This is a genomic window from Microtetraspora sp. AC03309 (assembly GCF_020826795.1).
Lineage (GTDB): Bacteria > Actinomycetota > Actinomycetes > Streptosporangiales > Streptosporangiaceae > Microtetraspora > Microtetraspora glauca.
On the sequence record NZ_JADDIL010000048.1, the window covers coordinates 1 to 17,577 of the forward strand.

The 17,577-nt window shown below is 69.7% G+C and carries 15 protein-coding genes; 6 read left to right on the plus strand and 9 right to left on the minus strand.

The window, feature by feature from the left end; genetic code table 11:
• Positions 1–7 precede the first annotated feature (7 nt).
• A complete protein-coding gene (locus IMZ11_RS25730) occupies positions 8–1,576 on the minus strand; it encodes an acyl-CoA carboxylase subunit beta (RefSeq protein WP_061257157.1) in 1,569 nt (522 codons plus the stop codon).
• Positions 1,577–1,668: 92 nt separating this feature from the next.
• Between IMZ11_RS25730 and IMZ11_RS25735 the strand changes: the two genes are divergently transcribed.
• Entirely contained in the window at positions 1,669–2,355 is a 687-nt protein-coding gene (locus IMZ11_RS25735) for a TetR family transcriptional regulator (protein ID WP_228644960.1), read from the plus strand.
• A gap of 61 nt (positions 2,356–2,416) precedes the next feature.
• Here the strand turns inward: IMZ11_RS25735 and aceE are convergent, their stop codons facing one another.
• On the minus strand, positions 2,417–4,945 hold the full coding sequence (aceE, locus tag IMZ11_RS25740; RefSeq protein WP_228644962.1) for a pyruvate dehydrogenase (acetyl-transferring), homodimeric type: 2,529 nt from the start codon (positions 4,943–4,945) through the stop codon (positions 2,417–2,419).
• A gap of 415 nt (positions 4,946–5,360) precedes the next feature.
• Between aceE and wrbA the strand changes: the two genes are divergently transcribed.
• The 4 genes from wrbA (at position 5,361) to IMZ11_RS25760 (ending at position 8,410) form a co-directional block, all read left to right on the plus strand.
• Entirely contained in the window at positions 5,361–5,969 is a 609-nt protein-coding gene (gene wrbA / locus IMZ11_RS25745; RefSeq protein ID WP_228644964.1) for an NAD(P)H:quinone oxidoreductase, read from the plus strand.
• A 125-nt stretch (positions 5,970–6,094) separates the two neighbouring features.
• On the plus strand, positions 6,095–6,541 hold the full coding sequence (locus IMZ11_RS25750; protein ID WP_228644966.1) for a MarR family winged helix-turn-helix transcriptional regulator: 447 nt from the start codon (positions 6,095–6,097) through the stop codon (positions 6,539–6,541).
• A 92-nt stretch (positions 6,542–6,633) separates the two neighbouring features.
• Positions 6,634–7,593 carry an ABC transporter ATP-binding protein gene (locus IMZ11_RS25755; RefSeq protein ID WP_228644968.1) on the plus strand — a complete coding sequence of 320 codons (960 nt, stop codon included), beginning with the start codon at positions 6,634–6,636 and terminating at the stop codon, positions 7,591–7,593.
• On the plus strand, positions 7,553–8,410 hold the full coding sequence (locus IMZ11_RS25760; protein WP_255707096.1) for an ABC transporter permease: 858 nt from the start codon (positions 7,553–7,555) through the stop codon (positions 8,408–8,410). The genes IMZ11_RS25755 and IMZ11_RS25760 overlap by 41 nt, the downstream gene beginning before the upstream one ends.
• A gap of 46 nt (positions 8,411–8,456) precedes the next feature.
• Here the strand turns inward: IMZ11_RS25760 and IMZ11_RS25765 are convergent, their stop codons facing one another.
• On the minus strand, positions 8,457–9,059 hold the full coding sequence (locus IMZ11_RS25765) for a TetR/AcrR family transcriptional regulator (protein ID WP_228644970.1): 603 nt from the start codon (positions 9,057–9,059) through the stop codon (positions 8,457–8,459).
• A gap of 137 nt (positions 9,060–9,196) precedes the next feature.
• Here IMZ11_RS25765 and IMZ11_RS25770 point away from each other — a divergent pair, with 137 nt between their 5' ends.
• Complete coding sequence (locus IMZ11_RS25770; protein WP_228644972.1) at positions 9,197–9,862, plus strand: heme oxygenase (biliverdin-producing); 666 nt, start codon at positions 9,197–9,199, stop codon at positions 9,860–9,862.
• Positions 9,863–9,955: 93 nt separating this feature from the next.
• Here the strand turns inward: IMZ11_RS25770 and IMZ11_RS25775 are convergent, their stop codons facing one another.
• The 6 genes from IMZ11_RS25775 to IMZ11_RS25800 form a co-directional block, all read right to left on the minus strand.
• Positions 9,956–10,144 carry a ferredoxin gene (locus IMZ11_RS25775; RefSeq protein WP_228644974.1) on the minus strand — a complete coding sequence of 63 codons (189 nt, stop codon included), beginning with the start codon at positions 10,142–10,144 and terminating at the stop codon, positions 9,956–9,958.
• A complete protein-coding gene (locus tag IMZ11_RS25780) occupies positions 10,141–11,400 on the minus strand; it encodes an NADH-ubiquinone oxidoreductase-F iron-sulfur binding region domain-containing protein (protein WP_228644976.1) in 1,260 nt (419 codons plus the stop codon). The genes IMZ11_RS25775 and IMZ11_RS25780 overlap by 4 nt, the downstream gene beginning before the upstream one ends.
• Complete coding sequence (locus IMZ11_RS25785; RefSeq protein ID WP_228644978.1) at positions 11,397–12,053, minus strand: heme oxygenase (biliverdin-producing); 657 nt, start codon at positions 12,051–12,053, stop codon at positions 11,397–11,399. The genes IMZ11_RS25780 and IMZ11_RS25785 overlap by 4 nt, the downstream gene beginning before the upstream one ends.
• Positions 12,054–12,682: 629 nt before the next feature.
• Complete coding sequence (locus IMZ11_RS25790) at positions 12,683–13,483, minus strand: IclR family transcriptional regulator (protein ID WP_228644980.1); 801 nt, start codon at positions 13,481–13,483, stop codon at positions 12,683–12,685.
• Positions 13,484–14,005: 522 nt separating this feature from the next.
• Positions 14,006–14,302 carry a hypothetical protein gene (locus IMZ11_RS25795; protein ID WP_228644982.1) on the minus strand — a complete coding sequence of 99 codons (297 nt, stop codon included), beginning with the start codon at positions 14,300–14,302 and terminating at the stop codon, positions 14,006–14,008.
• A gap of 166 nt (positions 14,303–14,468) precedes the next feature.
• Positions 14,469–17,540 (minus strand): DUF3427 domain-containing protein, encoded by a 3,072-nt coding sequence (locus tag IMZ11_RS25800; RefSeq protein ID WP_228644984.1) that lies wholly within the window; start codon positions 17,538–17,540, stop codon positions 14,469–14,471.
• Between the last annotated feature and the right edge of the window lie 37 nt (positions 17,541–17,577).

Below are 17,577 nucleotides of genomic sequence, written 5' to 3' on the forward strand. Positions count from 1 at the left end.
AGCTCGCTCACAGCGGGATGTTCCCGTGCTTCTTGGGCGGCAGCCCCTCCCGCTTGCCGCGCAGCAGCCGCAGCGATCGGACGATCTCCCGCCGGGTCTCACGGGGGGCGATCACCGCGTCGACGTAGCCGCGCTCGGCCGCCTGGTAGGGGTTGGCCAGCGTGTCCTCGTACTCCGTGACCAGTTTGGCACGCAGCGCCTCGGGGTCGTCGGCCGCCGCCAGCTCCTTGCGGTAGAGGATGTTGACCGCGCCCTGGGCGCCCATCACCGCGATCTGCGCGGTCGGCCACGCGATGTTGAGGTCCGCGCCCAGATGCTTGGACCCCATGACGTCGTAGGCGCCGCCGTACGCCTTGCGGGTGATCACGGTGATCAGCGGGACGGTGGCCTCGGCGTAGGCGTACAGGAGCTTGGCGCCGCGCCGGATGATGCCGTTCCACTCCTGTTCGGTGCCGGGCAGGAAGCCGGGGACGTCGACCAGCGTGAGCACGGGGATGTTGAACGCGTCGCAGGTGCGCACGAAGCGCGCGGCCTTCTCCGACGCGTTGATGTCGAGGGTCCCGGCGAACTGCATGGGCTGGTTGGCGACCACGCCGACCGGCCGGCCGTCCACCCGCCCGAAGCCGATGATGATGTTGGGCGCGAACAGCGCCTGCACTTCGAGGAAGTCGCCCTCGTCGAGGAGGGACTCGATGACGACGCGCATGTCGTACGGCTGGTTCGCCGAGTCGGGGATGAGCGTGTCGAGCGCCAGATCGGTCTCGCCGATCTCGAGGTCGGCCTCCTCGCCGGTGACCGGCGGGTCGTCGAGGTTGTTCTGCGGGAGGTAGGACAGCAGCGCCTTGACGTACTCCAGGGCGTCGTCCTCGTCCTGGGCCAGGTAGTGGGCGTTGCCGCTCCTGGCGTTGTGGGTGTGGGCGCCGCCGAGCTCCTCGAACGTGACGTCCTCGCCGGTGACGGTCTTGATGACCTCGGGACCGGTGACGAACATGTGCGACGTCTGGTCGACCATGACGGTGAAGTCGGTGAGCGCGGGCGAGTACACGTGGCCGCCCGCGCAGGCGCCCATGATCAGGGAGATCTGGGGGATCACGCCGGAGGCGTGCACGTTCCGCCGGAAGATCTCTCCGTACAGGCCGAGCGAGACGACGCCCTCCTGGATGCGCGCCCCGGCACCCTCGTTGATCCCGATGATCGGGGAGCCGGTCTTCACGGCGAGGTCCATGACCTTGCAGATCTTCTCGCCGTACACCTCTCCGAGGCTACCGCCGAGGAAGGTGAAGTCCTGCGCGAAGACGCACACGTTCCTGCCGTCGATCGTGCCGTAGCCGGTGATGACTCCGTCTCCGGGGACGCGGTTGCGCTCCAGCCCGAAGGCGGTGCTGCGGTGCTTGGCGAGCGCGTCCAGTTCGACGAACGATCCCTCGTCGAGCAGCCGCTCGATCCGCTCCCTGGCGCTGATCCTTCCCTCGGCACGCCGTTTCTCGGCCGCGCGTCCGGTGGTTCCGACCCGTACGGCCTCGTCGCGGCGGTCTTCGAGATCGGCGAGCTTGCCCGCCGTACTGTGCAGATCCATTGACCACCACACCTCTTGAGACTCAGTTTCAAGCGTACGATACTGAGTCTCACATCATTCGACAAGGTCGGGGAATCCGGGAGAATGGGCCGATGGCAAGATCGCCAACCAGCCAGCGCCTCGCCGACGCGGCCATTCGGCTCTTCAACGAGCGCGGCTACGACGAGACGACCGTGGATGACATCGCGGCCCGCGCGGGCGTGAGCCGCAGCACCTTCTTCCGGTATTACCGGTCCAAGGACGATGTGATCTTTCCCGACCACGACGCGCTGCTCGCGAAGGTGGAGGCCCGCCTGAGGGCGTCGACCGCCGACACCGCCATCGTGGCGGTGTGCGACGCCGTCCGGATCGTCCTCGCCCACTACGTCGAGGACGCCGAGGTGTCGCTGCGGCGCTACCGATTGGTCGGACGAGTGCCCGCGCTGCGCGACCGCGAGATCGTCAGCGTCGCGCGCTACCAGCGGCTGTTCCGGGAGTACGTCGGCGACTGGCTGGCCGGATCGCCCGACGCCGCGCTGCGCGCCGAGCTCATGGCCTCCTCCGTCGTGGCGGCCCACAACCAGGTGCTGCGCGGCTGGCTGCGGGCGAGAGGATCGTACGACCCGTTCGAGCCGCTCGACCACGCGCTGCAGTACGTCATCAGGACCTTCCGGCACCTGGAGAACCTGGAGGGGCCGCGCGACGGCGGCGACCAGGTGGTCGTGGCGGCCTTCCCGCGCTCGGCCTCACCGGACGACGTCATGGACGCCATCCGGGCGCACCTCGGCTCGCGGCCGTAGCGTCCACCGCGAGCCGAGGTGCCCGTGGGCCCGGAACTCTTTCGAGTGCTCGGGCCGGTGCTCAGGCGTACCGCTGGGCGGCCTGCTCGGCGAGTTCCGGCTTCAGCGCCCGGAGGGTGGCGACCGTGATCGCCCGCGCGTCCACGCCGAAGTGCCTGCGCGCCGCCTCCCTCGTGTCCGACAGGCCGAAGCCGTCGGTGCCGAGCGAGACCCAGTCCTGGGCGACCCAGGGCCTGATCTGGTCGGGCACGGCCCGCATCCAGTCGCTCACCGCGACGACCGGTCCGTCCGCCCCGGACAGGGCGGCGGTGATGTACGGCACGCCTTCCCGCTCGGCGGCCATCGCCTCGCGGCGCAGCTCGCTCCACGACGTGACCGACCAGACGTCGACGCCCACGCCCCAGTCGTCCGCGAGCAGCCGCTGCGCCTCCAGCGCCCAGTGCATCGCGGTGCCGCTGGCGAGGATCTGGGCCTGGCCGCCGCCCGCCGAATAGCGGTAGACGCCGCGCACGATGCCCTCCTCGACGCCCTCGGGCATCGGCGGCTGGGGCATCGGCTCGTTGTAGACGGTGAGGTAGTAGAAGACGTCCTCCCCCGCCTCGCCGTACATCCTGCGCAGCCCCTCACGGACGATCACGCCGACCTCGTACGCGAAGGCCGGGTCGTAGCTGAGGCACGCCGGGTTGACCGAGGCGAGCAGTTGCGAGTGACCGTCGGCGTGCTGCAGCCCCTCCCCCGTCATGGTGGTACGGCCGGCGGTGGCGCCGATCAGGAACCCGCGCCCCATCTGGTCGGCGAACGCCCACATCTGGTCGGCCGTGCGCTGCCAGCCGAACATGGAGTAGAAGATGTAGAACGGGATCATCGGCTCGCCGTGCGTGGCGTAGCTCGTGGCGGCCGCGGTGAAGCTGGCCATGCAGCCCGCCTCGGTGATGCCCTCGTTCAGGATCTGCCCGCTGGCGGACTCCTTGTAGGACAGCAGCAGCTCCCTGTCGACCGCGTCGTACCTCTGCCCGAGGGACGAGTAGATCTTCGCCGTGGGGAAGAGCGACTCCATCCCGAACGTCCTGGCCTCGTCGGGGACGATCGGCACCCAGCGGTGCCCGCTCTCGGGCACGCGCATGAGGTCTTTGACCAGGCGGACGAAGGCCATCGTGGTGGCGATGGTGCCGCCGCCCTTGGTGAGCGCGGCGAACGGCCGTTCCGGGGCCGGCGGCAGCGGCGCGTACGCCGTGACGCGCCGGGGCACGGGGCCGCCGAGCGCGCTCCGCCGTTCGGCGAGGTACTCGCGCTCCTCCGGGCCGGGCCGCAGGTAGGGCGGCAGTTCACCGGCGAGCGCCGAGTCGGGCACGGGCAGGTCGAGGCGGTCGCGCATGGCGCGGAACTCGTCCTGCGTGAGCTTCTTCATCTGGTGGTTCGCGTTGCGCGACTCGAAGCCCGAGCCGAGCGTCCACCCCTTGACGGTCTGCGCCAGGATCACCGTGGGCCCGTCGCGATGGTCCAGGGCCGCGCGGTAGGCGGCGTGGACCTTGCGGGGCTCGTGTCCCGCGCGCGAGCCGCCGACGATGCGTTCGAGATCCGCGTCGCTGTACGGCGCCGCCAGATTCTCCAGGCCCTGGAACAGGCGTTCCCTGATGTAGGCGCCGTCGGAGGCGGCGTAGGTCTGGAACTGCCCGTCCGGCACCTCCCCCAGCCGGGCGGCGAGCCGGCCGCCGAGGTCGCGGGCGAGCAATCCGTCCCACTCCTCGCCCCAGAGCGCCTTGACGACGTTCCAGCCCGCACCCCGGAAGACGTTCTCCAGCTCCTGTACCACGCGGGTGTTGCCGCGTACGGGACCGTCGAGCCGCTGCAGGTTGCAGTTGATCACGAAGGTGAGGTTGTCGAGCCCTTCCCTGGCGGCCAGGGGAAGTGCGGCCGTCGCCTCGGGCTCGTCCATCTCGCCGTCACCGAGGAAGGCCCACACGTGACCGCGCGAGGTGTCCTTGATCCCTCTGGCCGCGAGGTAGCGGTTGAACCTGGCCTGGTAGATCGCGTTCAGCGGGCCGAGGCCCATGGACACGGTCGGGAACTGCCAGAAGTCGGGCATGGCCCGCGGGTGGGGATACGACGGCAGGCCGCCGCCGCCCACCTCCCTGCGGAAGCGGTCGAGTTGCGCCTCGGTCAGCCGGCCTTCGAGGAAGGCTCTGGCGTAGATGCCCGGCGAGGCGTGGCCCTGGAAGTAGACCTGGTCCTCGGTGCCGTGGAAGAAGTGGTTGAACCCCACCTCGTACAGCCACGCGGCCGAGGCGTAGGTGGAAATGTGTCCGCCGAGGCCGTATTTGCTGGCCCTGGTGACCATGGCGGCGGCGTTCCACCGGTCGTAGGCCGCGATCCGCTCCTCGATCGCGAGGTCACCCGGATACGGCGGCTCCTCGCCGGTGGGCACGGTGTTGAGATAGGGCACAGGCGGCCGGCCGATCGTGTCGAGCAGCCGCCCCATCAGATACCGGGCCCGGTCCGGACCCGCCTCCCGCACGAGCGCCTCCAGAGACTCGCGCCATTCGGCCGTCTCCTCTGGATCCACGTCGGGGATCTGGTCCCACAGTGACATAGCTGACCGCCTCTGCTTCCTGTGAAGTCCAATCATCCGATCACTCCATGAGATGATAGTCCCCGATCCCGCGTCCTCCCATGCCCGGATCAGGACATGTGAGAACGCCGGTGCTCATGTGGCGGCGGCGGCAGGAACCGCCAAAGGTAGACGACCGGGTGCCGGATGCCGTTGAGGCCGAAGGCCGCAGGCGTGTCGCGGGCCGCGCCGCACGACGCCGGCGGCTCGCGGATCGAGCCGGCCGGCTTCGGGCTCGGATGGATTGGTCACGGTGTCGCCGACTCCCCTGGTCGCGTCCTCCCTCACCCGGTTCGACGAGGCGCCGCACCGACCTGAGAGATCGACGCGTCGCCTCACATTTCGGAAGGTTGTGTCGTCGTACCGGTGAACCGAACGCGAAGGAAGGAAACCGATCATGGAACCCGTGAACGTCGCGATCATTTACTACAGTGCCACTGGCACCGTGCATGCCTTGGCGCAAGCCGCCGCCGAGGGCGCGGAAAAGGCCGGCGCACACGTGCGACTGCGCAAGGTCCCCGAACTGGCCCCACCGGAGGCGATCAGCGCCAGGCCGGCCTGGGCCCAGCACCTCCAGGACACCTCCGACGTCGTCGAGGCCGACCTCGACGACCTGGCCTGGGCCGACGCTGTACTGTTCGGCACCCCCACCCGCTTCGGCAACCCGGCCAGCCAGCTCAGGGCATTCATCGATACCACCGGTGGCCTGTGGTATCAGGGCACGCTCGCGGACAAGGTGTACTCGGCTTTCACCGCCTCCAACACCGCCCACGGCGGGCAGGAGTCCACCCTCCTGGCGCTGGGAAACACGTTCTACCACTGGGGCGGCATCATCGTGCCCCCCGGCTACACCGACCCCGTCCAGTTCCAGTCAGGCAATCCCTACGGCACCTCCCACGTGGCCGGCGATGGCCCACCCAGTGAGGTGGCCTTGCAAGCGGCCCGTCACCAGGCCCGCCGCGTCGTCGACACCGCGGCCTCGCTCAAGGCCGGCCGCGCCGCCTGATCCGGCACGGAACACCAACAGGGCTGGTACGGCGGCGATGAGTGAGAAGTGACGGGCACCGGCGCCCGCCCCTTCCATTACCTCGTACGCAGAGCTAACGTTCCAATATGGGCACAACGGGCATAATGGATCTTCCTGGCGCCCTCGCCGACGTCCTGTCGGGAATCCAACGGCTCATCCGGCGCAGGTTGCGTCGCGGCCTGACCGGGCCACGACTGCGCGGCGCCCAGGTCGAGCTGCTCCAACTGGCCCTGGCCAATCCCGGTATCGGCGTCTCGGCGGCGGCCAGGGAGCTCTACCTCGCCGGAAACTCGGTGTCCACGCTGGTCAACCAGCTCACGACGGCCGGTCTGCTGCTCCGCGAGACCGATCCGGGCGATCGGCGATCCGCGCGGCTGCTGGCCACGCCCGAGGCCGAGTCACGGCTACGGGCGTGGCAGGAGAGGCGCGCCGCGCTCGTCCGCGCGCAGGTGGAGCGGCTCGGCGACGACGACCAAGCGGCGCTGGCCGCCGCACTGCCCGCGCTGCGCAGGCTCGCCGAAGGCCTGCGGGAGGAGGTGGAGGGTCCGTGACCGAGCGAGAGCGGAGTCCGCACAACCCTCAGGACACACATGGGGCACCTCAGCAGAGTCCGCAGGACGCGCCGTCCGTCCAGAACGCCCCGATGGCGCCACCGCTCCGGAACGCCCGGACAGCCGACCGCGCCCAGCCGGACACCGGGCGCACCGCCCCTGACGCCGTGAGCTGCACCGGGCTGAGCTATTCCTTCGGGCGGACGAAGGCCGTGGACGGCATCGATCTGTCCGTCGCCTCCGGCGAGGTCTTCGGCCTGCTCGGCCCGAACGGCGCGGGCAAGTCCACGGCGATACGCTGCCTCACCACGCTGCTGCCGGTGCCGTACGGCATGGTGCGGATCTTCGGCCACGACGCGGCGAGGGAGCGGATGTCGGTGCGCCGCCTGCTCGGCTACGTTCCCCAGCAGCTGTCGGCGGACGCGAGCCTGACCGGCCGGGAGAACGTCGCGCTGTTCGCCCGCCTGTTCGACGTCCGCCTCCGTGAGCGACGGGCGCGGGTCGCCCTGGCGCTGGAGGCGGTGGGTCTCGCCGACGCCGCCGACCGGATGGCCGGGACGTACTCCGGCGGCATGGTGCGCCGGCTCGAACTCGCCCAGGCGCTGGTCAGCGCGCCGCGCCTGCTGATGCTCGACGAGCCGACGATCGGACTCGACCCCATCGCGCGCACCAGCGTGTGGGAGCACATCACCGCGATACGGGCCGCCACCGGGATGACGGTGCTGGTCACCACGCACTACATGGACGAGGCGGACCAGTACTGCGACCGGGTGGCGCTGATGCACAGGGGACGCGTCCGGGCACTCGGCACGCCGGAGCAGCTCAAGGCCGAGCTGCGCGACCGCGACGGCACCGGCCACGGCGGCGATGGCGACGGCGACGGCGGCCGCGCGGCGCCCACGCTTGAGGACGTCTTCCGGGACGTCGTCGGTGGTGATCTCGGCGGCGCTCTCGGCGGCACTGGGAGCACAGGAGAGAACGGCGCAGGAGAGGAAGGGGGCGACTTCCGTGATGTCCTCCGCACCCGCCGCACGGCCTCTCGCGTCGGCTGACACCGCCGCCCGAGGGCTCGACCTGCTGCTGACCGCGCCGCGCGCCCGCACCGGCTGGCGCGTGCTCCCCGCCCGGGTCGCCGCGATGTGCCTCGTCGAACTGCAGAAGCTGCGCCACGACCGCACCGAGCTGTACACACGGGCGATCCAACCGGCCCTGTGGCTGCTGATCTTCGGGCAGACCTTCACCCGCATCAGGGTGATCCCCACCGACGGCATCCCGTACCTGGACTATCTCGCGCCCGGGATCATCGCCCAGTCCGCGATGTTCATCGCGATCTTCTACGGCATCATGATCATCTGGGAGCGTGACGCGGGAGTCCTGACCAAGCTCCTGGTCACACCGACCCCGCGCGCCGCGCTGGTGACGGGCAAGGCGTTCGCGGCCGGGGTGAAGGCGTTGATCCAGGCGGTGGTCGTGCTCCTCATCGCCACCCTGCTCGGCGTCACCCTGACCTGGAACCCGCTGCGCCTGCTCGGCGTGGCCGCCGCCGTACTGCTCGCCTCGGCGTTCTTCTCCTGCCTGTCCATGACCATCGCCGGGATCGTGCTCACCCGCGACCGCCTGATGGGGATCGGGCAGGCCATCACGATGCCGCTGTTCTTCGGCTCGAACGCGCTGTATCCGGTCGACGTCATGCCCGGCTGGCTCCGGGCCGTCAGCGCGGTCAACCCCCTCAGCTACCAGGTCGACGCGCTGCGCGGCCTGCTCCTGGGCACGCCGTCCCACCTGCCGCTGGACTTCCTGGTTCTCCTCGTCGCCGCGGTGACCGGCATCACGGCGGCGTCGTGCCTGCTGGGCAGGCTGGCCCGCTGACCCCCGGCTCGCAGCCCGACCGTCCCGCCTCCGGCGGGAACGGTGATCACGCGGAAAGCGGCCGGATGGCTCCCTGGACGAAGGCGATGACGGCGGTCCCCGCGCCCTCCAGCGTCACCTCGCCGCTGACCAGGGGGATGCGCTCGGCGCCGATGACCGCCAGAATGCTCCGGGCGGTCGCCTCGACATCGAGGTCACGGAACTCCCCCGACTGGATCCCGCCGGCGAGGATCTCGCACAGGATCTTGTGCATCGGCGCCACGTGCCCCGCGAGCGCCTGGTACGCGTCGGGCCCGAGCGCGGCGGTGATCTCGGCGGCACCCGGATGAGGGTGGGCGAGGAGCCCCTTGAGCTGCAGCCGGATGAAGGACTCCAGCCGCGCGGAGGCGGTGACGTCCTCGCGCAGGTCCTGTTCGAGGCTGTCGACGAAGTAGTCCGTCACGCGCTGGCTGAACGCGAGCAGCAGCGCGGCCTTGTCCGGGAAATAGTTGTAGAGGACCGTACGGGCGACGCCGGCCTCCGCCGCGACGTCGGTCATGGAGATCGCGTCGATGCCTCGGTTCCTGGAGAGCCGGGCCACCGCGTCGATGATGCGATTCACAGTCTGCGCGCGGTGCTCCCGGAGGTTCGGGGCGGAGATCCTAGGCATATCCGCATTTTCGCACGCAGCGGGCGCGCCGTCAGGGACGCCGTCCTGCTGGACCCCGATACGCCGTTTCAGTACGGTTGTTTTGGCGACAGTTTGTCGTTATCTTTATGGCGACTCGTCGTAAAACGGAGGAAGCCGTGGACACCAACACCGCTCAGGAACGCGAGCCGCTTTCCAAGCTGCTCTATCACGGGACGTCGGAGGCGCATCGTGCGGCCGAGAACACTCCGTACATGCTCGCCCTCTTCCAGGGCAAGCTGACCAGGGACGCCTACAGCGCGTGGCTGGTCCGGTTCCACGCGGTGTACTCCGTCCTGGAGCAGACGACGGAGGCCCTGCGCGATGATCCGTCCGTCGGCGCCCTTCACCTGCCGCGACTCAACCGCACGGAGGCCCTCGAACGCGACCTCGCCTACTTCTACGGCCGCGACTGGCGGGACGCGCTGACGACCTCTCCGGCCACCGACGCGTACGTGGCCCGGCTGCACCGTGTCCGCGACGAGTGGCCGCTCGGCCTGGTGCCCCACCACTGGATCCGCTACGCCGGCTACCTGCACGGCGGTGCGACGCTCGCCAAGCTGCTCACCACGACGTACGGACTGAGCGACGGCGCGGGCGTGGCGTTCTACGACTTCACGGAGATCGAGGACAACCGCGCCTTCATCGCCGACTATCACGCCCGGATGAACGCGGTGCCCGTCACCACCGACGACATCGAGCCGCTGGTCGAGGAGGGCAGCCACGCCTTCCGCGGCAACGCGGCGATCACCGTCGAGCTGGGCGAGGAGTTCGGCGTGTCCTGACACGAGACGATCACGCGGACACGCGGAGGCCACCCTCACGATGAGGGTGGCCTCTTCACGGGTCCGGCCGCTGCGGGACGGTGCCGGCCCCCGTCACACCGCCTTGATGGCCTGCAGCGGACACGCTTCGAGGGCCGCCCGCGCGTTGGCCTCGTACTCCGGCGGGACCTCGTCCACCAGGACCTTGCCGTAGCCCCATTCGTCCAGCGCGAACACCTCGGGGGCGAACCGCTTGCAGTACCCCTTGCCGTCGCACACGGCCGCGTCGATGACGACCTTCATGATCCCTCCCAAGAGACGCGGAACCTCGTGTCCGCGGTGACATCGGTGGCGGCGCACCGCTCGCACTCCGTACCGACATGAGCGTCGACGAGATCGCGGTGATGCCGGAAGAGCGAGCCGACCAGGGCCGTCACGGCGTCGGGTGTCGCGCAGTTGCCCCGTCCGGCCAGCGCCGCGCCCCACCGCTCCAGCCGTGCCACGTCCTCCACCGTCGCGGAGCGTACGGTCAGCCCGGCGAGGACGCCCGCCACTCCGGACGTGCCCGTGACGCACGGCCCGCACTGCCGGGCGTTCTCCCGATCGAAGAAGGCCGCCACCTCGGCGGCCACACCGACCGGGCAGTCCCCGGCCAGCAGGACGAACGCGCCGCAGCCCAGCGTGCTGCCCGCCCGCGCCAAGGCGGCGTGGGTGAGCGGGAGGTCGAGGGCCGAGGCGGGCAGCAGTCCTCCCGCGAAGCCCCCGGCCAGCAGTCCGGTCACCCCGGCGTCCGTCCCCATGTGAGCGGTCACCAGTTCGCGCAGCGGGACGCCGTACGGGACCTCGTACAGACCGGGTGCCCGGCCCGCGCCCGACAGCGTCGCGAGGAGCGTGCCGGTGGACTCCGGGGTACCCATCCCGCGGTACGCCTCCGGACCGAGCCGGACGGCGAGGGCGAGCTGGGCGAGCGTTTCGACGTTGCTCACCAGGGTGGGCGCTCCGCGCACCCCCTCCTGCCAGGGACGGGGAGGTTTCACGGTCGGGAGGGCGAGTCCGCCGGCGACCGCCCTGACGACCGCGGTCTCCTCACCCGCCACATATCCGGGCGCCACCGCCACGACGCCGACGGACATACCGGCAGAGATGCCGGGGGCACTGCCGGCGGGGACGTCGCCGCGCTTCGCCGCGAGGCGGCGGGCGGCGGACGGATCGCTGCCGTACACGTAGGCACGATCGGCGCCCACGGCCCGGGCGGCCAGTTCCAGCCCGCGGAGCACGAGATCCGGGCGTTCTCGGAGCAGGAAGCGGTCCTTGACGGAGGCGGGCTCGCCCTCCTCCCCGTTGGCGATCACGTAGCGGACGGGCCCCGGGGCCGAGGCGACCGAGCGGAGCTTGACTGCCAGGGGAAACCCCGCCCCGCCGCGCCCCCGGATCCCCGCCGCCTCGGCGATCTCGATGATCTCCGGCCCGGAGAGGTCCGCCGGGCCCGGTGTCCCGTCCGGCTCCGCACCGAGCAGCCGCGCGTTCCGGAGCGGGCGGACCCGCAGGGAAGAACTCATGCCACCAGGTAGTCGGGCAGCCGCTTGCCGATCTCGACGAGGACCTCGGTGTTGAGCTGGTAGGCGAGCACGGTCTCGGCGATGACCCTCCTGGCCTGCACCTCGTCCAGGTCCAGCGCGTTGAGCCGGTCCCGGTAGCTTTCCTTGAACGCCTTGAGATCGGAGATGCCGGTGAAGTCGTAGAACCTGGCTCCCGCGGAGCCGTCGAACCCGTACGTGCGCTCCGCGACCTTGCGAATCACCTGGCCGCCGGACAGGTCGCCGAGATAGCGGGTGTAGTGGTGGGCGATGAAGCCACCGGGCCAGTCGGCGATCTGGTTGATCCGGGCGACGTAGGTCGACGTCGACTTGGACGGGGTGATCCTGTCACGCCAGTCCTTCCCGTAGAGCTCCTCAAGGTCGGCCTCCAGGGAGGGGACGCGCTCCAGTTCCGGAGTGACGAACGGCCCGGCGACCGGGTCGCCGGTGAGGGCTCGTCCCGCTTCCTCCAGCGCCACGTACGCGAAATAGTGCTGGGCCACCATCTCGCCGTAGCCCTCCCGGGACACGCGGCCGCTCATGAGCGCGTCGAGATACGCGGTGTTCTCCGCTTCCTCGTGGTCGCTCCAGGTCGCCTTCTTGAGCCGCTCGGCGAAGGTCTCGCTCTCTGTCATACCCGGACTCCCATTGCGTCGCGATGCCGTTTCACGACAGAGTGTCAGAAAGATGGCCGGAAGGTCAAGAGTTTAACGACACCTCGTCGTCAACTGGGGAATCCGCTCTCCGGTTGTCGCCGGGTAGCCCGCCGTACACCCTGCTCGGATTCAGCTACAGCGAGGAGGGAAGGGCCGCGGTCGCCGCGCGGCCTGAACGCGTTCATTCCCGAGCGATACCCGCGCCGCCTCGAACAACTAATCAGCGGGGATCTCGTGCGGGACGCGGCCCGCCCCCCGAGCGAGGTGAGCGGCGGCGACCGCAGCGGGTGACAGGGCACTCGACGCGGCGGACGCGACCGGCGACGCGGCGGGAGCCGTGGTCGGGGCGGCGGCGGGAGATCCGGCCGACGACGAGCCGTCGGAGAAGGCACGGGTCATCCCGTGTGCTCGCCCGAGCGGCCCGCGGTGTCCGGAAGCGAACACCGCGGCTCCGCCCGCCCGGCGACTGCCATGTGAACGAGGTGGTCCGTGCTCAGCAGGGACTCGGGAGCAACCCCGTTCGATCGGCGCCCGCTGAATTCCGCGGGCGCGCCGGGAACTCCTTTCTCATGAGGCGGTCGCATCACGTCATGACACGACCGGCCGATTTACAGGTGGCCCATCTGGGCCGAGATCCGGTTCGTCGATTCGAGCAGGGTCTCGGCGCACTGTTCCGCCTCGTCCCGGAATCGTTCCAGCGGCCCGCAGACGCTGATGACACCGGCCGGCCTGCCGTGATGGTCGAAGATCGGCGCGGCGACCGAGGCCGAGCCCGGCTGACGCTCGGCGCTCGATTTGGCGTATCCGCGCCGGCGAATCGCCGCGATCTCCTTGCGCAGCACGTCCTCGTGCACCAGAGTGCGTTCGGTCAGCCGGACCAGCGGGACGGTTCTGACGTACGTGTCGATTTCCTCATCAGAAAGAAAGGCGAGGAACGCCTTGGAAGAGGCGCCGGCATGCAAGGGATAGGGGATGCCGAGAGAGATCGACATGATCACTTCCCGGCTGGGCGTCACCTGGTCCACATAGACCCGCGTCGTTCCCGTACGAATAGACAATGTGGCGGTCTCGGACAACGTCCGGGAAAGTGTGACCAGTTCCGGCGCCGCCAGCCTGCGCACGTCCAGCCTTCCGAGGTAGGCCAGGCCCAGCCGCATGGCCGCCAGCCCGAGCGAGTAACGCCGGGTCTTCTCATCCAGCTCGATCAGCCCGTGCAACCGGAACGAGGCCAGTACACGGTGAACCGCGGCTTTGGACATACCGAGTTTGTCCGCGATCTCGGTGACACCGAGCGTGACGGACGCGGGATCGGCGAAGAGCACGAGCACGTCCGCCGCGCGTTCGACGGTCGCGACCGTCTGACTGGAGGATTCCGCCGCACGGCGGCGTAACGGCTTGACAGTGTCCATCGGCTTCTCAGCCCCTTAACAACGGCGGCACACCCTATTCCCGGGAGAATCCCACGGGCGCGGGTGTGTCGGTGACGATCCTTGTGTCGAGGAAATCCCACCACGATTCCTGGGACACCCGCTCCTTCTCCCGTGAAGGATCGGTCTTCAGATCGGCCGGCGCGGACAGGGTCTCGCGGGAATCGCGTCCAGGCCGTCTCCCCGAACACGCCATCCAGGATGGAACATTTTTCCGCAAATTGGAACACCCTATTCAGGGTCGCGCTCATCGAACTTCTCGGCCTTTTGCCGTCCTCGACTCCGCTCGCCGTTCTCGTCACACTCCGATGACGACCGCGACCCCCGAAAGAGGGTGATCATTTCCCATAAAAGGGCAGATCACAGACCCGCCGCACGCGTGTGAAGGCGGCGCGGCCACCGCCCCGGCCGGAAAGGCGGCGCCCATATGACCATGCGGAAGAGTGCCGTCGATCAGCACCGCGCCGCTCGGACCCGCGACGAGGACGCCCTTCGTCGAACTCGCTACGGGACGGGCTTCCAGCGCCAGGTTGAGCTCGTGTAGCGAACACACTTGTAGCGCCTGCTGTGGGCCGCGTGCCGGGCCGAATACCCGTACGCGCCGTGCTGGGAGCTCGCGCAGTACGCGCCGGGGAACACGCAGTCCCAGTGCTTGCCGTGCTTGTAGTAGTACGTGCCGTTGCTCTGCTTCTTCGCGCACCAGGCCGCTGTCGCGACCGTCGCGGACGTAGCCGACGCGGCGGGAGCCGTCACGAAGAGGAGGGATGCGGCGGTGAGCGCTGCGATGAGGGGTTTACGCATGGATCGCGAAGGTATCGGCGTGACATAACGATCAGGAATCACGAGATCGAAACGGATCGTCATCGCCGGTTCAGGCCGGCGACCGCCGCTCGATGAGCTGCGGACGGCTACCGAGGATCCCGCCGCCGGGCGGACACCGCGGACGAATCCCGTAGCTCTGATCGCGTCAGCCCGCGGTCACCTTGGCGAAGTGGAAGACATCCGGCGGAAGCGGGTGTTCCAGGCGCCACCGGAACCGGACCGGCCGATCGCCTTCGCAGTGCTCGTAGATCATGGGTCCGGCGTACAGGTACGGCGGTGCGCCCAGACCTTCCTCGCGCTTGTGCTCCCTGACGAACAGGTGGACGCTTGATCGCCCGGATCGGTAGCGCTGGGCCGTGGGGTTGCCGCGGCGCAAGGTGGACTGGGACTCCCACTGGAACAACGACGGGGTGATGGCCCGGTCGTGGTACATGGTCGTGGGCAAGTAGTGGTCCGCGGACTTGTCGATGGTGACGAAGAACAGGTCGGCACCCGCATCGGGAACCCACTTGACGCCTTCACGCATATGGGCGGGTTTGTCCACGCCGAAGGCGGCCAGCGCCTCGTTCTTGCCGTAGGTGGCGTGGACGTGCAGCGGAATGTCTCCGGACAGCGGGTGCGTCACACGACGTCTGCGCTCGGCCAGCAGGCCGGCGAGGTCCAGCAACTCGCTCACCCGGTCGGGGTGGGCCAGCAGGTCGCTCAGGCGTGCGTCGGCGGTGGAGGCGGGCTGGGTGCCACCCCAGAGCGCGACGTCGAGCATGGCGAACAGCCGCCGCTCGCGTACGGTGCCACCACTGCGCGGACTGCGGAGGACGGAGAGCCGGTCGGGGTCGTCGATGTGGAGCATGCGACCGAACGCGCTGCCGATCTTCACGTCGAGGGGACCGGCCGCGGAACCTCGGCCAACGGCTCCGCGGAGCCCGGCCCAGCCGGGGCGGCGGCGGTAGAGATCCTCCAGCTCCAACCCGGTCTCCTCGATGAACCCGGCCAGGGTGGTCCGCTCGGGCAGCGCCGCGAGTTCGGCGATCAGATCGGGCCAGCGCAGGTTCAGCGTCTGGCGGATGTTGTTCAGCACCAGCCGGGAGACCTCGCGATCGAGATCGATATGGCAGCCGGGCGGCAGTGTGGGGAAGCCCGCCTCGACCTCGCGGGCGACCGCCGTACGGCCGGCGCCGGTCAGCGCGCGGTAGCGGCGGTCGAAGCGGAACTGACGGTGCTGGTTGCCGATGAAGTCCAGAACGGTCAGGCAGGCCTTGCCGGTGTCCAGTCGCAGCCCTCGGCCCAGTTGCTGCAGGAAGACGGTGGCGCTGTCGGTGGGACGCAGGAACAGCACGGTGTCGATGCCGGGAATGTCGACGCCCTCGTTGAACAGATCGACGGCGAACACCACGTTGACCTGACGGGACCGCAGCGCGGCGAGCCCTGCCTCCCGGTCGGCGCGCGGGGTGCGGGAGGTGATGGCCAGAGAGGGGATGCCCGCCTCGGTGAAGCGGGAGGCCATGTACTCGGCGTGTTCGACGCTGACGCAGAAGCCCAGCGCCCGCATCCGGCCGACGTCACCGATCTTTCGGTGCAGGGTCCGCAGCACCAGCCGGACGCGGGCGTCGTTGCCGGTGAAGACGTTGCTGAGGCGGGCCAGGTCGTACCCCTGTCCGCGCTTCCACGGTACGGCCGACAGATCCACGCCGTCGTGCACGCCGAAGTACTGGAACGGCGCCAGCAACTGCCGTTCGATCGCCTCCCACAGCCGTAGCTCGACCGCGACCCTGCCGCCGAACCAGTGTTTGACGTCCTGGCCGTCGGCCCGTTCCGGCGTGGCGGTCAGGCCGAGCAGGACGCGTGGTTCGAGGTGGTCGAGCAGGCGGGTGTAGGTGGCCGCCTCGGCGTGGTGGAACTCGTCCACCACCACCATGTCGAACGCGGCCGGGTCGAGCAGGTCCGGATCGAGGCGATGAAGCGACTGGATGGAGGCGAACACGTGCCGCCACTGCTCGGGTTTCTTCCCGCCGACGTAGAGCTCGCCGAAGGCGCCGTCGCGCAGCACATGCCGGAAGGTGGCCAGGCTCTGGGTGAGGATCTCCTCCCGATGCGCGACGAACAGCAGCGCGTCGACCTGGCCCGCCTCGCGCAGCCCGCGGTAGTCCAGCGCGGACACCACCGTCTTGCCGGTTCCGGTGGCCATCACCACGAGGTTGCGCCATCGGTCGTGGACCTGCCGCTCGGCGGCCAGCCCGGCCAGAACCTCGCCCTGGTAACCGTAGGGCCGCACGTCCAGCGACGCGATCGCCAGGGGGAGCTCGCGGGGCCCGGCGCTCTCCAACTCCAGTGCCTGGTCCAGGCGGCGGCGGTCCGCCTCCGCGCCGGGGTCGTAGTCCTCGAAGGCCGGGTCGCCCCAGTACTCCTCGAAGGTGGCCGAGAAGGTGTCCAGCAGGTGTGGCTGCTCCAGGGCGGACAGACGGACGTTCCACTCCAGCCCGTCGATCAATGCGGATTTGGACAGGTTGGAGGAACCGACGTAGGCGGTGGAGAAGCCGCTGTCCCTGCGGAACAACCACGCCTTGGCGTGCAGCCGGGTCGTCCTGGTCTCGTAGGAGATCTTGATGGTGGCGCCCAGTTCGGCCAGCCGGTCCAGGGCGCGGCGTTCGGTGGCACCCCGGTAGGTGGTGGTGATGACCCTGAGCCGCCCACCCCGCCGGACGAACTCGGCCAGATCCTCCTCGAGAATCCGCACGCCGTGCCAGCGCACGAACGCGCACAGCAGGTCGACCCGGTCCGCGGAGGCCAACTCCCGTCTCAGCTCATGGCCGACGCTGGGCTGGCCGTGTCCGTTGACCAGGAGCGCGCTGGACGCCAGCGGAGTCTCCGGACGCCGCGGGAAGACCGGTTCGCCCGTGGGAGTACGGCTGCGCGTCACGGCCAGCAGCAGTTCCCGGGACGTCGCCACCAGGTCATCGGATGTGTCGAGGAGGACCTCGCCGAGGACCGCCGTGAGCCGGTTGACCAGCTCGACCTGCCCGGCCAGCCGTTCGGCGTCGTCGCCCCGCAGCGAGCGCAGCGCCCTGCGGGTGAGTGCGGCCAGGTGGGCGGTCAGCACGTCAGCGGCCTCGACCTGGTCCAGCGGGCGCAGTTGGGCCAAATCTCCGTGACTGGCCAGGTCACGCGCCAGCCCTTCGGTGACGAGCCGTTCGTACAGCCCCGGCGCGAGATCACCCATGGCCGGCACCGTACCGGATGACTGTCCGGCCGCGCCG

Bases quoted from the DNA above. Each gene is read 5' to 3' on its own strand.
- aceE (WP_228644962.1), bottom strand. From the start codon at position 4,945: ATGTCACTGTGGGACCAGATCCCCGACGTGGATCCAGAGGAGACGGCC.
- IMZ11_RS25785 (WP_228644978.1), bottom strand. From the start codon at position 12,053: ATGACAGAGAGCGAGACCTTCGCCGAGCGGCTCAAGAAGGCGACCTGG.
- IMZ11_RS25780 (WP_228644976.1), bottom strand. From the start codon at position 11,400: ATGAGTTCTTCCCTGCGGGTCCGCCCGCTCCGGAACGCGCGGCTGCTC.
- IMZ11_RS25775 (WP_228644974.1), bottom strand. From the start codon at position 10,144: ATGAAGGTCGTCATCGACGCGGCCGTGTGCGACGGCAAGGGGTACTGC.
- IMZ11_RS25755 (WP_228644968.1), top strand. From the start codon at position 6,634: ATGGCGCCACCGCTCCGGAACGCCCGGACAGCCGACCGCGCCCAGCCG.
- IMZ11_RS25750 (WP_228644966.1), top strand. From the start codon at position 6,095: ATGGATCTTCCTGGCGCCCTCGCCGACGTCCTGTCGGGAATCCAACGG.
- IMZ11_RS25800 (WP_228644984.1), bottom strand. From the start codon at position 17,540: ATGGGTGATCTCGCGCCGGGGCTGTACGAACGGCTCGTCACCGAAGGG.
- IMZ11_RS25790 (WP_228644980.1), bottom strand. From the start codon at position 13,483: ATGGACACTGTCAAGCCGTTACGCCGCCGTGCGGCGGAATCCTCCAGT.
- wrbA (WP_228644964.1), top strand. From the start codon at position 5,361: ATGGAACCCGTGAACGTCGCGATCATTTACTACAGTGCCACTGGCACC.
- IMZ11_RS25765 (WP_228644970.1), bottom strand. From the start codon at position 9,059: ATGCCTAGGATCTCCGCCCCGAACCTCCGGGAGCACCGCGCGCAGACT.
- IMZ11_RS25735 (WP_228644960.1), top strand. From the start codon at position 1,669: ATGGCAAGATCGCCAACCAGCCAGCGCCTCGCCGACGCGGCCATTCGG.
- IMZ11_RS25760 (WP_255707096.1), top strand. From the start codon at position 7,553: ATGTCCTCCGCACCCGCCGCACGGCCTCTCGCGTCGGCTGACACCGCC.
- IMZ11_RS25730 (WP_061257157.1), bottom strand. From the start codon at position 1,576: ATGGATCTGCACAGTACGGCGGGCAAGCTCGCCGATCTCGAAGACCGC.
- IMZ11_RS25795 (WP_228644982.1), bottom strand. From the start codon at position 14,302: ATGCGTAAACCCCTCATCGCAGCGCTCACCGCCGCATCCCTCCTCTTC.